Annotated in this window: 16 protein-coding genes; all 16 read left to right on the top strand. The window is 40.4% G+C overall.

Annotated elements, in window-relative coordinates; all coding sequences use genetic code 11:
• Positions 1-30: 30 nt before the first annotated feature.
• The 16 genes from rpsB to ACJYYY_RS06345 all read left to right on the top strand — a co-directional run bounded on the left by rpsB (position 31) and on the right by ACJYYY_RS06345 (position 15,411).
• Positions 31-759, top strand: coding sequence for a 30S ribosomal protein S2 (gene rpsB, locus ACJYYY_RS06420; RefSeq protein ID WP_035313758.1), 729 nt, complete (start codon positions 31-33; stop codon positions 757-759).
• A 108-nt stretch (positions 760-867) separates the two neighbouring features.
• Positions 868-1,752, top strand: coding sequence for a translation elongation factor Ts (gene tsf, locus ACJYYY_RS06415; RefSeq protein WP_035313756.1), 885 nt, complete (start codon positions 868-870; stop codon positions 1,750-1,752).
• Positions 1,753-1,918: 166 nt separating this feature from the next.
• Complete coding sequence (gene pyrH / locus ACJYYY_RS06410; RefSeq protein WP_035313754.1) at positions 1,919-2,644, top strand: UMP kinase; 726 nt, start codon at positions 1,919-1,921, stop codon at positions 2,642-2,644.
• Position 2,645: 1 nt separating this feature from the next.
• Positions 2,646-3,203 (top strand): ribosome recycling factor, encoded by a 558-nt coding sequence (frr, locus tag ACJYYY_RS06405; RefSeq protein ID WP_035313753.1) that lies wholly within the window; start codon positions 2,646-2,648, stop codon positions 3,201-3,203.
• Positions 3,204-3,405: 202 nt separating this feature from the next.
• Positions 3,406-4,173 (top strand): isoprenyl transferase, encoded by a 768-nt coding sequence (locus tag ACJYYY_RS06400; RefSeq protein WP_408868729.1) that lies wholly within the window; start codon positions 3,406-3,408, stop codon positions 4,171-4,173.
• 24 nt (positions 4,174-4,197) lie between these two features.
• Entirely contained in the window at positions 4,198-4,986 is a 789-nt protein-coding gene (locus ACJYYY_RS06395; protein WP_035313751.1) for a phosphatidate cytidylyltransferase, read from the top strand.
• A 165-nt stretch (positions 4,987-5,151) separates the two neighbouring features.
• On the top strand, positions 5,152-6,420 hold the full coding sequence (rseP, locus tag ACJYYY_RS06390) for an RIP metalloprotease RseP (protein ID WP_035313749.1): 1,269 nt from the start codon (positions 5,152-5,154) through the stop codon (positions 6,418-6,420).
• A gap of 24 nt (positions 6,421-6,444) precedes the next feature.
• Complete coding sequence (locus ACJYYY_RS06385) at positions 6,445-8,145, top strand: proline--tRNA ligase (RefSeq protein ID WP_035313747.1); 1,701 nt, start codon at positions 6,445-6,447, stop codon at positions 8,143-8,145.
• Between the two features lie 122 nt (positions 8,146-8,267).
• Positions 8,268-8,693, top strand: a complete 426-nt coding sequence (locus tag ACJYYY_RS06380; protein WP_408868728.1) for a hypothetical protein — start codon at positions 8,268-8,270, stop codon at positions 8,691-8,693.
• A 230-nt stretch (positions 8,694-8,923) separates the two neighbouring features.
• Positions 8,924-9,880, top strand: coding sequence for an LD-carboxypeptidase (locus ACJYYY_RS06375; protein ID WP_035313743.1), 957 nt, complete (start codon positions 8,924-8,926; stop codon positions 9,878-9,880).
• Between the two features lie 358 nt (positions 9,881-10,238).
• Positions 10,239-12,320 carry a bacterial Ig-like domain-containing protein gene (locus tag ACJYYY_RS06370; protein WP_035313741.1) on the top strand — a complete coding sequence of 694 codons (2,082 nt, stop codon included), beginning with the start codon at positions 10,239-10,241 and terminating at the stop codon, positions 12,318-12,320.
• The gene (locus ACJYYY_RS06365; protein ID WP_156921133.1) at positions 12,320-13,030 is read left to right on the top strand and encodes a hypothetical protein; all 711 of its coding nucleotides are present in this window, start codon (positions 12,320-12,322) and stop codon (positions 13,028-13,030) included. Before ACJYYY_RS06370 ends, ACJYYY_RS06365 begins: the two co-directional genes overlap by 1 nt.
• Before the next feature lie 11 nt (positions 13,031-13,041).
• Complete coding sequence (locus ACJYYY_RS06360; RefSeq protein ID WP_035313740.1) at positions 13,042-13,539, top strand: hypothetical protein; 498 nt, start codon at positions 13,042-13,044, stop codon at positions 13,537-13,539.
• Positions 13,540-13,576: 37 nt separating this feature from the next.
• Positions 13,577-14,584, top strand: a complete 1,008-nt coding sequence (locus tag ACJYYY_RS06355; protein WP_408868727.1) for a WxL protein peptidoglycan domain-containing protein — start codon at positions 13,577-13,579, stop codon at positions 14,582-14,584.
• Positions 14,562-14,822 carry a hypothetical protein gene (locus ACJYYY_RS06350; protein WP_035313738.1) on the top strand — a complete coding sequence of 87 codons (261 nt, stop codon included), beginning with the start codon at positions 14,562-14,564 and terminating at the stop codon, positions 14,820-14,822. Before ACJYYY_RS06355 ends, ACJYYY_RS06350 begins: the two co-directional genes overlap by 23 nt.
• A 406-nt stretch (positions 14,823-15,228) precedes the next feature.
• Complete coding sequence (locus tag ACJYYY_RS06345) at positions 15,229-15,411, top strand: hypothetical protein (RefSeq protein WP_198015695.1); 183 nt, start codon at positions 15,229-15,231, stop codon at positions 15,409-15,411.
• Positions 15,412-15,457: the final 46 nt, after the last annotated feature.

Raw genomic sequence — 15,457 nt, 5'->3', positions numbered from 1 at the left:
AATAATAAAACCACAGGAGGGAATAACATCATGGCAGTTATTTCAATGAAACAATTATTAGAAGCAGGCGTTCACTTCGGTCACCAAACTCGTCGTTGGAACCCAAAAATGAAAAAATTCATCTTCACAGAACGTAACGGTATTTACATCATCGACTTACAAAAAACAGTGAAAAAAGTTGACGAAGCATTCAACTTTGTTAAATCAATCGCTGAAGACGGTGGCCGCGTATTATTCGTAGGTACTAAAAAACAAGCACAAGAATCAGTAAAAGACGAAGCGATTCGTTCAGGTCAATTTTACGTTAACCACCGTTGGTTAGGTGGAACATTAACTAACTTTGGTACTATCAAAAAACGTGTACGTCGTTTGAAAGACATCGAAAAAATGGCTGAAGATGGTACGTTTGACGTATTACCTAAAAAAGAAGTTGTTTTACTTAAGAAAGAACAAGAAAAATTAGAACGTTTCTTAGGCGGAATCAAAGAAATGCAAGATATTCCTGATGCATTATTCATCGTTGATCCTCGTAAAGAACGTATCGCAGTTCAAGAAGCTCGTAAACTTAATATTCCAATCGTTGGTATCGTTGATACAAACTGTGATCCTGACGAAATCGATTACGTTATCCCTGCAAACGATGATGCAATCCGTGCTGTTAAATTATTAACAGGTCGCATGGCTGACGCTATCATCGAAACTAAACAAGGACAAGAAGAAGTAGTTGAAGAAACAGTTTCTGAAACTGTAGAAGGCTAATTTCTAAAACGTTCCGAACAACAAAAGGTGATAAGCAGATTGAATTGTTTATCACCTTTTTTTAAAGAAAAAAATAAAAAAGACATTTATCCTAGGAGGAAACATACAATGGCTCAAATTAGTGCTGCTTTAGTAAAAGAATTACGTGAAAAAACAGGTGCAGGCATGATGGACTGTAAAAAAGCTTTAGTTGAAACAGAAGGTGACATCGACGCTGCAATCGATTACCTCCGCGAAAAAGGTATCTCAAAAGCTGCTAAAAAATCAGATCGTATCGCTGCTGAAGGTCTTACTAACGTATTAGTAGACGGCAACGACGCTGTCTTATTAGAAGTTAATGCTGAAACTGACTTTGTTGCGAAAAACGAAGAATTTTTAACAGTTGTTAACGACTTAGCAAAACATTTATTAGCTGCAAAACCAGCTGATTTAGCTGCTGCTTTAGCATCAGAAATCAACCCTGGCGAAACAGTTGAAACATACATTACTTCTGCAATGAACAAAATTGGTGAAAAATTATCATTACGCCGTTTTGTCATCATGAGCAAAACTGATGCAGATTCATTCGGTTCATACTTACACATGGGTGGCCGTATCGGTTCTTTAACTATCGTTGAAGGAACAACGGATGAAGCTGTCGCTAAAGATGTTGCAATGCACATCGCAGCTGTAAACCCTAAATATGTTTCTCGTGATCAAGTAGCCCCAGAAGAAATTGCTCACGAAAAAGAAGTGTTAACACAACAAGCATTAAACGAAGGTAAACCTGCTAACATCGTTGAAAAAATGATTGTTGGTCGTTTAAACAAATTCTTAGCTGAAATTAGCTTATTAGATCAACCATTCGTAAAAAACCCAGACTTGACTGTTGGTAAATTCGTTGAAGAAAAAGGTGCTAAAGTTGCTAGCTTCGTACGTTACGAAGTCGGTGAAGGTATCGAGAAACGCGAAGAAAACTTTGCAGAAGAAGTTATGAACCAAATCAACAACTAATTACGTGTCGCGTAGTTAACCAGACGAATTGTGAACTGGCGCTACTTAGCATTAGTTCGCAATTGAATAAACCTATATCATGGATAGGTTGTCTGGGGGGAGCATTAGCTCCCCTTTTTTTAAAGAATATCAATAAATCGATTGCAAAATTGAGCGGAGGTTAACAATGAATACACCTAAATATAAACGTGTCGTATTAAAATTAAGCGGTGAAGCATTAGCAGGCGAAGAAGGTTTTGGGATTAACCCAACCGTTGTCAACTCTATTGCTAAACAGGTGAAAGAAGTTATCGAGTTAGGGATTGAAGTCGCAATTGTATGTGGTGGCGGCAATATTTGGCGCGGTAAAATTGGTAGCGAAATGGGAATGGACCGTGCAAACGCCGATTATATGGGCATGTTAGCGACAGTCATGAACTCACTTTCATTACAAGATTCACTTGAAAACGTTGGTGTACCGACACGCGTTCAAACATCGATTGAAATGCGTCAAGTTGCGGAACCTTATATTCGTCGTCGAGCAATTCGTCATTTAGAAAAAGGCCGTGTGGTCATCTTTGCAGCGGGTACGGGTAACCCTTACTTCTCAACAGATACAACCTCAGCATTACGCGCAGCAGAAATTGAAGCAGATGTTATTTTAATGGGTAAAAACAACGTCGATGGTGTATACACTGCCGATCCTAAAACAGATGCAACTGCAACGAAATACGAAGAATTATCATACCTTGATATTATCTCGGGTGGACTTGAAGTAATGGATACAACTGCCTCATCATTAAGTATGGACAACGATATCCCATTAGTCGTATTCTCATTAAACGAATATGGTAACATTAAACGTGCCGCTATGGGCGAAAAAATCGGAACAACTGTTAGGGGGAAATATTAAAATGTCAAAAGAAATTTTAAACTCAGCAAAAGAGCGTATGACAGGTGCAGAAAATGCGCTAACACGTGAATTAGCAAACATCCGTGCTGGCCGTGCCAACACATCAATCTTAGACCGTATTACGGTTGAATACTGGGGTGCGCAAACACCTTTAAATCAATTAGCTTCTATTTCAGTACCAGAAGCACGCGTCTTACTCATCTCACCATTTGATAAAGGCACATTAACTGAAATTGAACGTGCGATTTTCGCTTCAGATTTAGGTTTAACACCTTCAAACGATGGCGAAGTCATTCGTTTAACAATTCCAGCCTTAACTGAAGAACGTCGTAAAGTTTTAGCGAAACAAGTTAAAGCTGAAGCTGAAAACGCAAAAGTATCAGTACGTAACGTCCGTCGTGACGCGAACGATGAGCTTAAAAAAGGCGAAAAAGCAGGCGGTATTACTGAGGATGAGTTGCGTTCATTATCAGATGATATTCAAAAATATACGGATGCAAGTATTAAAAAAATCGACAGCATAACAAAAGATAAAGAAGAAGAGATTATGTCTGTTTAACGTTAAAACGCATAGCCGGCCATCCACCACTCGTTCTTTGGTGTTTGGTCGGCTATTTGATTAGAAAACGGGTCCGATTATGATAAAACACTAATAATTGGCTAAGTTTCGCCACTAAATCATGCATCATACGTCTTATTTTGGTATGATTAACGAGAACAATAAGTTAGGTTTTGCATAAAAACCTTGTGGGGGATAAACTATGTTTAATAAACTATTTAAAAAAACAAACGGAACGAAAGCCTTACCTCAACAGCTAACGACAGACAAGATACCGCAACACATCGCAATTATTATGGACGGAAACGGTCGTTGGGCAAACAAACGTTTGTTACCCCGAATTGCAGGTCATAAAGAGGGCATGGACACCGTGAAAAAAATTACGATGGCAGCGAGTAAACTTGGTGTCGAGGTGTTAACCTTATATGCCTTTTCAACTGAAAATTGGAAACGTCCAACCGATGAAGTCCAATTTTTAATGAAATTACCCGTCGATTTTTTTGATACATTTATGCCTGAATTAATGGCTGAAAACGTTCGTGTCAATGTCATGGGGTATCATGACGCCTTACCACTGCAAACGCAAAATGTGGTAAAACAAGCAATGGAAACAACTAAAAATAATACCGGACTCGTGTTGAACTTCGCCTTAAATTATGGCGGTCGTGCTGAGATAATCTCAGCAGCGCAGTCAGCAATGCGTGAGTTGCTCGCTGAAAATGGGACAGTCGAACAGTTAACAGAGGAAAGACTAGCAGCGCATTTAATGACATCTTCTTATCCCGAACCGGATTTATTAATCCGCACGAGTGGTGAAATGCGCGTCAGTAATTTTATGCTCTGGCAAATTGCTTACAGCGAATTTTACTTCGTCGACAAACATTGGCCTGATTTTAATGCAGCCGATTTGACAGAGGCCGTGGCAACATATCAACACCGTACACGTCGCTTTGGCGGCATTTCAAAGTAAAAAAAGTGGAGTGTGAACAATAAAATGAAAACACGTATTATTACAGCAATCGTGGCATTAGCTGTATTTGTACCATTTCTTGTCATTGGTGGGAACGCCTTTCAAGCCTTGATGTACATTATTACAACGATTGCCATTGGCGAAGTGATTCGCATGCAAAAACGCTCTCTGGTTGCAATCGATAGTATCCTGCTCTTTTTATTAGGCTGGGTTATCTTATTGCCAAATGAAGCTGTGACATATTTAGCAGATTATAACATTAGTTTCATCTTAATTGTGTCCGTTATCGTGATGCTAAACTTAACTGCAAGTGTCTTATCTGCTGATAAGGTCAATGTTGCGCAAGCTGCCTTAGGGATTATTTTAACGTTATATATCGCAGCTGGTTTCCGTTCGTTTTTGACGATTCGAAACGAGAGTTTAAACCTGATTGTATTTGCGATTTTAATCGTTATTTTAACCGATAGTTTTGCTTACTTTGTCGGACGAAAATTTGGTAAAACTAAATTAGCACCGACAATTTCACCGAATAAAACAATTGAAGGATCAATTGGCGGAACCCTAATTGCGACGATCGTAGCAGTTGCTTATACATTGATTTTTCCAATCGATGTCGGCCTGATTCATATTATTATCGGTACGATTGTCTTATCGATTGTCGGTCAATGTGGGGACTTAGTCGAGTCAGCCGTTAAACGTTATTGTGACGTTAAAGATTCGGGTAAGATTTTACCAGGACACGGTGGTTTATATGATCGCTTTGATAGTTGGTTATTTGTGTTCCCAATGATGATTATTTTACAATTTATGTAAGCACGAGGAGAAATGACTCTAAATAGGGGGAACGTTAGGGGAATAACTGTAGCAGCTGCATAATTCGCAACAACACGATGTACATCCGTTACCTGTAAACGAATGACCTTAAATTTAGATTCGATCGCGCGGTGCAGAAGCATTGCTAATCAGAAGGAGTGACAAATGGAAAATATACTAGCATTTATCGTTGTCTTTGGCTTACTTGTGTTCTTCCATGAACTCGGCCATTTCCTCTTTGCTAAAAATGCAGGGATTTTGGTACGAGAGTTTGCCATCGGCTTCGGTCCGAAAATATTCTCATATAAGAAAAAAGAAACATTGTATACTGTACGCTTACTTCCGTTAGGGGGCTACGTGCAAATGGCGGGGCAAGATGACGAACCCGTTGTCTTAACGCCAGGTTATCGCGTGGGTTTAATGTTTAATGAGGCTGGCGAAGTAAGTCAAATTATGACATCCAACCTTGATAAATATCCAAACATTGAACCGATTGAAGTCGCAGCTGCGGATTTAGAAAAGGACCTATTTGTTCGTGGAATCGTCTTAGGCGATGAGAGCGAAACCGTAGTCACTTATCCCGTTGCCCGTAATTGTGAGATGGTAGATGGTCATACAACACGCGCGATTGCGCCGCTCGACCGTCAATTCAACTCGAAATCATGGTGGCATCGTTTTATGACCATTGCAGCGGGGCCACTCTTCAACTTTATTTTAGCATTCTTCCTGTTCATCGTGTTTGCCTTCGCTTCTGGTGGCGTGCCGACCGATGATGCGAGAATGGGTGAGGTTCAGTCTGGTTCAGCAGCAGCAATAGCTGGTGTTAAAGCAGATGATGTTATTAAAACAATTAATGGTGAAAAAATCGAGTCATGGACAGACATGACAACCATCGTTCGTGCAAATCCACAAAAGGAACTTGCTTTTTCACTCGAACGAGATGGGGAAGTTAAAAATATTACGATTACACCGAAGAAAGTAACACAAGATACCGAAAAAGTGGGCCAAATTGGTGTAATGGCACCAAAAGATAGTACGATTAGCGCGAAATTAAACTATGGTGTTGATCAAACTGTTTTCTGGTTTAAACAAATTTTTGTGTCACTTAAAAACATGGTCTCTGGTGGCTTTTCATTAGATAGCCTTGGCGGACCGGTCTATATTTACCAAAGCACCGCAACAGTTGTCAGCAATGGGGCAATTATGCTCTTGCAATGGGGTGCCGTCTTAAGTATTAACCTAGGTATTATTAACTTATTACCAATACCAGCGCTAGATGGTGGGCGCTTACTCTTCTTAATTGTAGAAGCAGTTCGCCGTAAACCGCTAGACTCTAAAAAAGAAGGTCTTGTTACTGTAATTGGGTTTGCACTGCTAATGTTATTGATGGTGCTCGTTACATGGAACGACATTACCCGTTTCTTTTTCAAATAAAATGAACATCGAGGAGAATCTAATATGAAACAATCAAACATTTTAATTCCGACTTTAAAAGAAGTCCCAAGTGACGCTGAGATAAAAAGCCATCAATACCTAATTCGTGCGGGCTATGTTCGCCAAAGCGCTCGTGGCATTTATTCATATTTGCCACTTGCACAAAACGTTAAAAATAAAATTGAAGCAATCGTTCGTGAAGAATTAGCTGAAATCGGTGCGACTGAAGTGTTAATGCCGGTCTTACAACCAGCTGAAATTTGGAAAGAATCAGGTCGTTGGGATAAATACGGCGCTGATTTAATGAAGATGAAAGACCGTCACAACCGTGATTTTGCGTTAGGACCAACGCATGAAGAAATGGTGACGGACTTATTACGCGATGATATTAATTCATACAAAAAATTACCCTTGACTGTCTTCCAAATTCAAACAAAATTCCGTGACGAACGTCGTCCACGTTTTGGCTTACTCCGCGGCCGTGAGTTCTTAATGAAAGATGCGTACTCATTCCACTCAGAAACGGAAACATTGGATGCAACCTTTGATGATATGGCTAAAGCGTATGGTAAAATCCTCGACCGCTGTGGTTTACAATGGCGTTCAGTTATTGCTGATTCCGGTGCAATTGGTGGTAAAGGCTCACGTGAATTCCAAGTTATCGCTGAGGTCGGCGAAGATACTATCGTGTATGATAAAAACAGTGACTATGCTGCCAACGTTGAAATGGCTGAGGTGTACTACGAAGCGAAGCCTTCAACAGCAGCAAAAGAGAGCCTTACAAAAGTGGCTACACCAGGCATGAAATCTATTGCTGATGTTGTTGCAGGACTAAATGTGCCAATCGAACAAACGATTAAATCATTATTAGTTCAAGCAGACGATGAAGTTGTGATGGTATTAGTGCGTGGCGATCATGAGTTTAACGATGTTAAATTAAAAAACATGCTAGATCTCGATACAATTGCCTTAGCAGACGAAACAGTTGCGATGACAGTTATGGGCGCAGATTATGGTTCACTCGGACCGATTAATGCACCAGCAGAAATGAAAATCTATGCTGATAATAACGTGCAAGATATCGTTAATGCTACAGTGGGTGCCAATGAGTCAGACTTCCACTTCCAAAATGCGAATCATGGTGTTGACTTTACGGTCGAAGCTTTTGCCGACTTACGGATGGTACAAGCAGGCGATTTAACACCGGATGGTAAAAACACATTAAGCTTTGCTAAAGGTATCGAAGTGGGGCATATTTTCAAATTGGGCACGCTCTACTCTGAAGCAATGAAAGCGACGTACTTAGATGAAAATGGTCGCCAACAACCATTTATTATGGGGTGCTATGGTCTGGGGATTTCTCGTTTAATGGCAGCCATCATCGAGCAAACAGCAGATGATAAAGGCCTCGTTTGGAACAAATTATTGGCACCATATCACGTGCATTTAATTCCAATTAAACCAGCTGATGAAGCCCAAGCCGCATTAACGACAGAAATCGAACAATTATTGAAAGAGAACAACTTAACGTCATTAATTGATGATCGTAAAGAACGTCCTGGTGTTAAATTCGCTGATAGTGAATTGATTGGTTTACCTGTCCGTGTGACAATCGGTAAACGTGCAGCAGAAGGCGTTGTTGAAGTTAAAGTTCGTGCAACTGGCGAAAGCTTTGAAATTGAAGTCGCTGAACTTGTCGCAAAAATTAATGAGCTTTTAAACTAAAAGTGAAGTCTGCTCGTTCAACTATCTGAAAGCTATTAATTATTTTCACAAAAAAGTTTCATTAGACATTGTCTACAATCTGGAGCCGTTTAACGGCTCCTTTTTGATTCATAGGAGGATTTATGACATTATATCGATACGGTAAGCAAAAATACATTCAAATTGCGTTGCTACTATTTGTTTTTTTTGTTAGTTATACTAATTTGAATCCGGCTGAAATAAGTCGTGGTTTTAAGATTGTTACGGCCATTATTTTCGCATGGCAACTTTATCGTTTAGGTGCGAATATAACGATTTATCCGGACCAGCTGGCCTATCGTTTTTTTGGAGTAACCTATAAAACGATTGCTCTAAAAGGACTAGACTATCAAGCGCCAGCACTGAAACGAAAATTCGGCTCAAAGCCGTTTGCTTTTTTTAGCCATCATCATGAGATTGGTATTTATGAAGGCAATCATCAAGTCCACCAACTAAGCTTGAACACAGGCGCAAAAAAAGCTGAAATGGTGTACAGTTATTTAAAAAGTTTAAATTCAAACAATCGTTAATTTTTAGCTTCGGCCTTATTATCGCGAAAACAAAGTCACTGTCAGCGAATTCGAAAAAAAGCAGTTTAATTTGACTTTATCTACAATCTGACGCCAGCTTAGCTGGCGTTTTTGTTTTTTTATCCTTAAATATATTTAAAGTGTTTATGTGTGTTCTTTTAACAACAGCTGTGTTAATCTTTACGTGTACGAGGCGTATAATTGATACTAGAAAGGTGAGGGGAACATAAATGAAGCATATTACATTGTGGAGTCCAGCAAACACGGGGGCAGCGCTTAGCACAACAGCTATTATCCAAGCGCTTGAAGTATTAAATGAAGGTGGTTTTGAAGTAAATATCCCACAACGAGACCTCTTTAAAGCAACTGATTTAGGTGTGATAACACAGGAAAGTAACCGTAATCTGCTGCGCCAATTCAATCAGGAAAAAGACACGACAATCTTGATGTCACTTTATGGTGGTTACACAAGCAATCTCCTGTTAGATGAGTTGCTTCATTTTGATAAAGCTACCGATAAGTGCTTATGTGGTAAAAGTGATTTAACCTGTTTATTGAATGGCCTGTTTTTCTTGCATGGTATCAAATCGATTTATGGCATTGATTTTGCAAAATTCAGTAACCAAAATTATTCAAAAGCACAGACTGACCAATTTATCGCCGCTTTACGCCAAGAATCATTAACTTTTTCAAAAGCAGCTAGTTTTAATGATGGGTTTTGGTACATCGAGGATCATCTACAAGAACAACATCTAGCATTGCCGTGGGGTGTGATTGGGAACCCGAACATCGCTCAAATAAGTGGCACTGCTGTGGGTGGGAATCTCGAGAGTCTGAACACCTTAATCGGGACGTCTATTCCACTTGATTTTGAGGATAAAGTGGTTGTACTGGAAGGAATCTCGAATAGTTTGCCTGCTAAATTCATGATGGATTTGAAACATTTATTGATGACGACCAATATTGAGCAGGCACGTGCGCTTGTTATCGGTACGTTTGAACCGAGAAGCCAATTGAATGAGGTGACGGTGTTGGAACGCATCTTTAAAGAAGAACTAAGGTGTCAACGTCTACCGTTAGTTATTACAAATGTGGATGTATCACATACCGAACCGTCTGTACCGTTTTATATTGGGGGCGAGATGACTTTAGATCTTCGCTCAAATACACTAAGTATTCAATGGTAACTTTACTATTATGATTTAACTGAAGTGATGATAGAGCAGCTATGCAACAGCGGATGGCTGCTTTTTTGTCGTTCAAAAAGGGAGTGAACGTTGAGCTTGATTGAGACGATAGTTAAAGTGAATAGCGTATTAACAAAAATATGAGCGAAAATAAATGAAGTTTTGGGAGCGAATATTTTTTTTGCGGAATTAATAAAGCTTTCATAATAATATTATGTAAACCACGAAAAGGCGGTTGATGTGGAATATTTGTTTTTTGTTACATTGTATATGTTGTTCGTTACATTTTGAGCCCATTACAGCAATTGTGTGTATATGATGATAAGGAAAGGTGCGATTACTACAAGGGGGAATGGGAATGAAATCACTGATGATATTGCTAAGCTCTCTGTTTTTAATGCTGTTATTAGCTGTTCCCATCACTGCAAAGGACCTGACACCAACTTATTCTGACGAGCTTGTTACTGTCGATCAAGCAAAAACAACAAGTGTTGCACAGCCCGCGCAGCCGAAAGCACTGATTGAATTAATTGAAGAAACCGAACTAACAAAGGCTGCTTTTATTGAGCATTTAAAACCGCAATTAGATGCAGCGTATGCAACAGATTTAGTAATTGAAGCAGCTGATAAGGTGTTAGGTCCTGCGGTTGGTGATATCCTGGAGGCATATGTCGAATTACCGGTGCATGCGACAATCTCGCACGAGTGGCATTTATTATTTTATGGCTTTCGGTATTTTCCAACGATAATTCCTTATCATAATAATGTTGAATTTACCTTTAACCATGATAAGGTCGTTTACGATGTGAGAGTGGTATCGGTGGAGTTTCCAACCGAAGAAGGGGCACGAATAAAGGCGCCTAACATCGGTTTGTTAGGAAATAAAGCTCGTTTTAATCTTGAAATTGAACGCATGCGCGCAAGTACGGCATCACATCTAAACATACCGACTGACCTCAGTTGGCAAACAACCTTCTTTCAAATCAACAGCCCGATATTACAATATTTTCTTTTGAACTGGTCGTATAATGCGTCAAAAACTTATGCGATCAATGTCCAACGTTCCCCTTTGATTACAACGACGAACACAACCCTCTACCAAAAGCAAACGTATAACCCAAAAGACAATTATGTGCGAGGGTTTGATATACACAATAAGCCGCTTCATTGGGATTCAAAAACGATGACGATTAGCGGTACAATAAATACGAGTAAACCAGGGAAATACCGGCAAGTATTAACGTATCATTACCTGTACCAAGGCGTTCCAAAAGAATACACCAAGGTTTATTTTGTTGACATCATCGCTGACCAAACAGCGGTTCTATTACAAGATGTTTCACTGTATCAAGGCCAAGCATATAATGCGAATGCGCCGTTTCTTAATGTAACGAATAAAGATGGTGAACCACTTAAAGCGGAAAATATTCACTATTACTATGTCAACAATCAACTGACGAAAGAAATCGATACATCTGTTCCTGGTAAACATGATGTTCGCATTGTGATTCAAGATGCTACGAATGCTTGGCGTTATAGTGAAACAGCCAGGGTAACGGTTAAGCCGGATCAAACAACGGCGGTTTTAAAAGATATTGAGCTGTACCAAGGTCAATCGTTCGATGCGAATGCACCGTTTGACACAGTCACGAATAAAGATGGCACACCATTAAAAGCAGAAGGCATCAACTATTACTACATCAATAATGTGCTGACAAAAGAACTCGATACGACACAACCTGGCAGTCATCAAGTGCGGATTGTAATTCAGGATGCAACCTCTAAATGGGTGTACAGCGATCCTAAAACAATCACGATTAAAAAAGACTATACAGCGATTGAAGCGAAAAATACGAGCTATTATGTTGGCGAAACGTATGAAGCGATTAAAGGCTTTGTAAGTGCGACCGATGAAGATAATCGAGCATTAGCTTTTGCAGCTGAGATGAGTTGGATGAATGATCAGAAACCGGTTGATATGTCACGTGCCGGGACGTATCAGGTCTATTATGGTTTGACAAATATGAGTGGTCAGCTTGTGATAAAAGCTGTCGAGGTGAAGGTAAAAGAACGTGATCTCATATTAACAGTGGCTCCGTCACAAGCTTTTGGCAATGTTAACTTAGGAGAAACGATGACGAACCTATATTGGAAAAAAGAAAATAAAGTAGCTGTGAGTGACGAAGGTGATAAAGGCTGGCAATTACAAGCCGCTTTAGTAAATGCAACTCAATTCGAGCGTTATTTATTTATCCGTGATCAATCATTCGCGGATGGTGCAGTGTTAATTAGTGACGGCCGAGGCTCGCAAGTCGTAAGTGATCAATTAGCTACAGTTGATTTTGTTTATGTGAACTATCAAGCAACCACGCAATTACGGACAGATTCAGGTGTAATTGAGTGGATGCTCAGTCCTTCAATTAGGGCGGTGACAGAGTAATGACTTTCTTGAAACGACACATGTTCAAGCTACCAATAATAAGCGGTATATTTATTTTGGCAACCGCTCTCAAAGGCAGTGCCCACCAATCAGAGGTGCTACTCGTGTTACATCCTGCAGAAATTGAGCTTGATCAGTTGCCAGCCTTAGGTGACATCACGTTGGGTTGGCAACCGTTACTATGTTTCATCGCGGCCGTTTGCATCGTTGTGTGCATCTCAAACAAGCAACGGCATCAACTTGAAATCGGAGTAGTAACAGCTTTAATGATAGTGCTAAGTGCTTATCCACTAACCGCTTCAGTGTCTGATTCGACACGGATTCAAGCAGCAACTAGCCCGGGAGAATTTAGCCTGTCGCAACCGAATGATGTTCCGTTTGAATTGACGTTAAACGGCAACCAACAAACAGTTAGACCACAAGCCATCACAACGACTGTGACGGATTATCGCGGCATTAAATCTGGCTGGCAGTTGTTAGTTAAAGAGTTGTCGATACCGACTGAACGGCAGCCTTTTCAAGTAACTATTAATGAACAACCAATTTCACATGTAAATACACTTGTGTATGATCAAGTACGACCAACAGTGAAAGAAGTCCTCACATTGGTTACAAGTGTAACTGTCTTTTCAGAGGCAAGTGCCGGAACATATTTAACACAACTACAATGGCAACTACAACCGCAAGTCATTACAAATATTACGGAATAGGAGTGTTGACAATGACAACTAAACAAGCGTTTTATCCACTAATAGGCTCATTAGCACTGCTTACGCTGATGACAGCAGGTGCAGTTAACGTACACGCAGATGATGTTTTAACGGGCAACACAACAATTGATGCTCAGGTGACTAAAGGCGATTTAATACTGGCGATGGATGAAAAAACAGATTTTGGAACACAGCCACTCGGTGATAAAATCGATTTTGGAACGAAAGATATTGCCTTTACGGTGACCGATTTCACTGGAACAACGACAGGATTTACACTGACTGCCCAACTCGGGGATACCGATGCCAAACGATCATTAAAAGTAGGCGGTGTTGAACTGTCCGAAACAGCAGTGACTGTGTTGTCAAAACCAACAAACATCATTGGTGAAAACAAAGAAAAAGTGGGAGCTCAACTCGTTTACACAAACGTGAATGAAACAAAGGTTTTCCAAACACTTGTTAAATGGCAGCTAACAAATGCAACAACGAAAGATATTGCAGAATAGGCGCAAAATAGTGGCAGCGGTTTGGAAGGAGTTACAAATGAAAAAAATACTAACGGGGTTAACAGTCGTGTTGCTGTTAGCTCTCTTTTTTAAGACAACAGCAGTGAGGGCAGAACAAGTCGGAGAGTATGCGGTTAGTCCCTTATTACCAGCATATCAAACGGAAGGGGTCGAACATTTTTTTGATATTCGTTGGACACCAAAGCAAACAGCTGAGTTTGGTGTCCGCATTACCAATAAAACAAACGTCAAAACGACTTATACGCTACAACTAAATAAGGCACGTACGAATCGGAATGGTGTCATTGATTATGCTGATAGTCGTCCAGAAGCTGCGCAAACACGTTACAAGTTAACGGATTTGATTAAGCTACCTGAAACCGTCGTCGTTGAAGGGAAAAGCAGTGTTGCAGTAATGGGGAAAATCAGCTTCGGTGCGGCTGATTTTAATGGTATTCTCATGGGTGGCATTCATGTTGCTAAGCAAGCGGAGACACGAAGCGAGGGGATTAGTCATAGCGTCTCATACAATTTACCGCTGATTATTAGGGGGAACGATGACCACCGACCAGTGCCACAATTGGCTGTAACAGATGTAACTGTTACACCCTTGAAAAATAACCGAGGATCAGTTGATCTAACCCTTGTTAATCAAGACGCTAATTTTTTAAAAGAGGTAACGTTTGCAGCAGTGATAAAAAACAAACAGGGTGATCGGATGGATAGTCAAACGAGCCAATGGGATTTGACACCAGAAACAGCGATGCAATACCCGATTAAACTCAATGGCCGTTATCGACCAGGACGCTATCAGGTTGACCTCACAGTGACACATCGAACGAAGGGGGAATGGCAGTTTAATGAAACATTTGAATTGACAGCAGCCGCGGCCAATCAATTGAATCAAAAAACGACCGGGAGTGCCAACTCCTGGATTAGTGTGATGCTGGCAGGTGTAATCCTGCTTGCCTATTTTATTAGTAAATATGTCAGACGTCAGTATGATAAACAAGGGAGGCGAAATGATACAAACATTAACCCTTAAAAACATTTCTAAGCAATACGCAGATGCAAAAACACTAACAAATAATCAGCTGCGTATCTCCTTTGAAGCCGGTGAAGTGTTAGCGTTAACGGGGCAGAAAAAACAACTTTACTCAAGCAAATTACTCATGTTTGATGAACCATTTAATGGCCTTAATCCGGATGGCAGTCTGTTGTTAATTAGGCGAATCAACCAAACAGCCCGGTCACACCTAACACTTGTCAGTAGTCATGCCTAGGCCGAACTCCAGCAGTTTTTTTGTGGGCATGTATCAGCAAATCGTTCACTGACCGATATTCGTGACACGTATCCGACGGGAAGAATGGGGTATTACGATGCAACGAAGCGTCACTCGATTGAGTATCGTTCGCTGTGAATACCGTCTGATTCGGCATCATTTGTTGAGCGTTAGCCTGATGAGTGCCGGCTGTCCCTCGCTTTTTTCGCTTTTTTGCCGTGGTTGGTTTTTATGAACGAACCGATTCAATTCAAACGCATTTCGAGGTGTTTTTTCGTTGGCAACAACGATTACTATAGCATTTGTCGCTGTTTATGGTGCGGTAATTGCTCGCAAGGAATTGGTGAGCCACTATGTTGGAACCGCACGTACACACATTTTTTTATGACCTGTGTCACGAAAAAAAATGTTCCCAATTAACAGTCAGCTGTTGACTATCACTGCCCGGTTTTTCGCTGGAACGTTGGCCACAACTATCTTAGAACTGTTAGCGATAAAACTGTTGCAAGTGATGACTGTTGCATTTATGCCACACCTCATTCTCGCCATCTTTGCGTTTGCGAATGTAACCGCAATCGCCACGAGCTAATTTTTCGGCATTGCACTCATCATCGCCTTCTGTTTAACGGTAAGCT

It is taken from the genome of Brochothrix campestris (assembly GCF_046058945.1).
GTDB lineage: Bacteria > Bacillota > Bacilli > Lactobacillales > Listeriaceae > Brochothrix > Brochothrix campestris.
The sequence above is the reverse complement of the archived record's forward strand: the minus strand, read 5'-3'. Positions and strand labels throughout refer to the sequence as shown.

Coding starts and splice junctions, on each gene's coding strand:
- rpsB (WP_035313758.1), top strand. CDS start 31: ATGGCAGTTATTTCAATGAAACAATTATTAGAAGCAGGCGTTCACTTC.
- tsf (WP_035313756.1), top strand. CDS start 868: ATGGCTCAAATTAGTGCTGCTTTAGTAAAAGAATTACGTGAAAAAACA.
- pyrH (WP_035313754.1), top strand. CDS start 1,919: ATGAATACACCTAAATATAAACGTGTCGTATTAAAATTAAGCGGTGAA.
- frr (WP_035313753.1), top strand. CDS start 2,646: ATGTCAAAAGAAATTTTAAACTCAGCAAAAGAGCGTATGACAGGTGCA.
- ACJYYY_RS06400 (WP_408868729.1), top strand. CDS start 3,406: ATGTTTAATAAACTATTTAAAAAAACAAACGGAACGAAAGCCTTACCT.
- ACJYYY_RS06395 (WP_035313751.1), top strand. CDS start 4,198: ATGAAAACACGTATTATTACAGCAATCGTGGCATTAGCTGTATTTGTA.
- rseP (WP_035313749.1), top strand. CDS start 5,152: ATGGAAAATATACTAGCATTTATCGTTGTCTTTGGCTTACTTGTGTTC.
- ACJYYY_RS06385 (WP_035313747.1), top strand. CDS start 6,445: ATGAAACAATCAAACATTTTAATTCCGACTTTAAAAGAAGTCCCAAGT.
- ACJYYY_RS06380 (WP_408868728.1), top strand. CDS start 8,268: ATGACATTATATCGATACGGTAAGCAAAAATACATTCAAATTGCGTTG.
- ACJYYY_RS06375 (WP_035313743.1), top strand. CDS start 8,924: ATGAAGCATATTACATTGTGGAGTCCAGCAAACACGGGGGCAGCGCTT.
- ACJYYY_RS06370 (WP_035313741.1), top strand. CDS start 10,239: ATGAAATCACTGATGATATTGCTAAGCTCTCTGTTTTTAATGCTGTTA.
- ACJYYY_RS06365 (WP_156921133.1), top strand. CDS start 12,320: ATGACTTTCTTGAAACGACACATGTTCAAGCTACCAATAATAAGCGGT.
- ACJYYY_RS06360 (WP_035313740.1), top strand. CDS start 13,042: ATGACAACTAAACAAGCGTTTTATCCACTAATAGGCTCATTAGCACTG.
- ACJYYY_RS06355 (WP_408868727.1), top strand. CDS start 13,577: ATGAAAAAAATACTAACGGGGTTAACAGTCGTGTTGCTGTTAGCTCTC.
- ACJYYY_RS06350 (WP_035313738.1), top strand. CDS start 14,562: ATGATACAAACATTAACCCTTAAAAACATTTCTAAGCAATACGCAGAT.
- ACJYYY_RS06345 (WP_198015695.1), top strand. CDS start 15,229: ATGTTCCCAATTAACAGTCAGCTGTTGACTATCACTGCCCGGTTTTTC.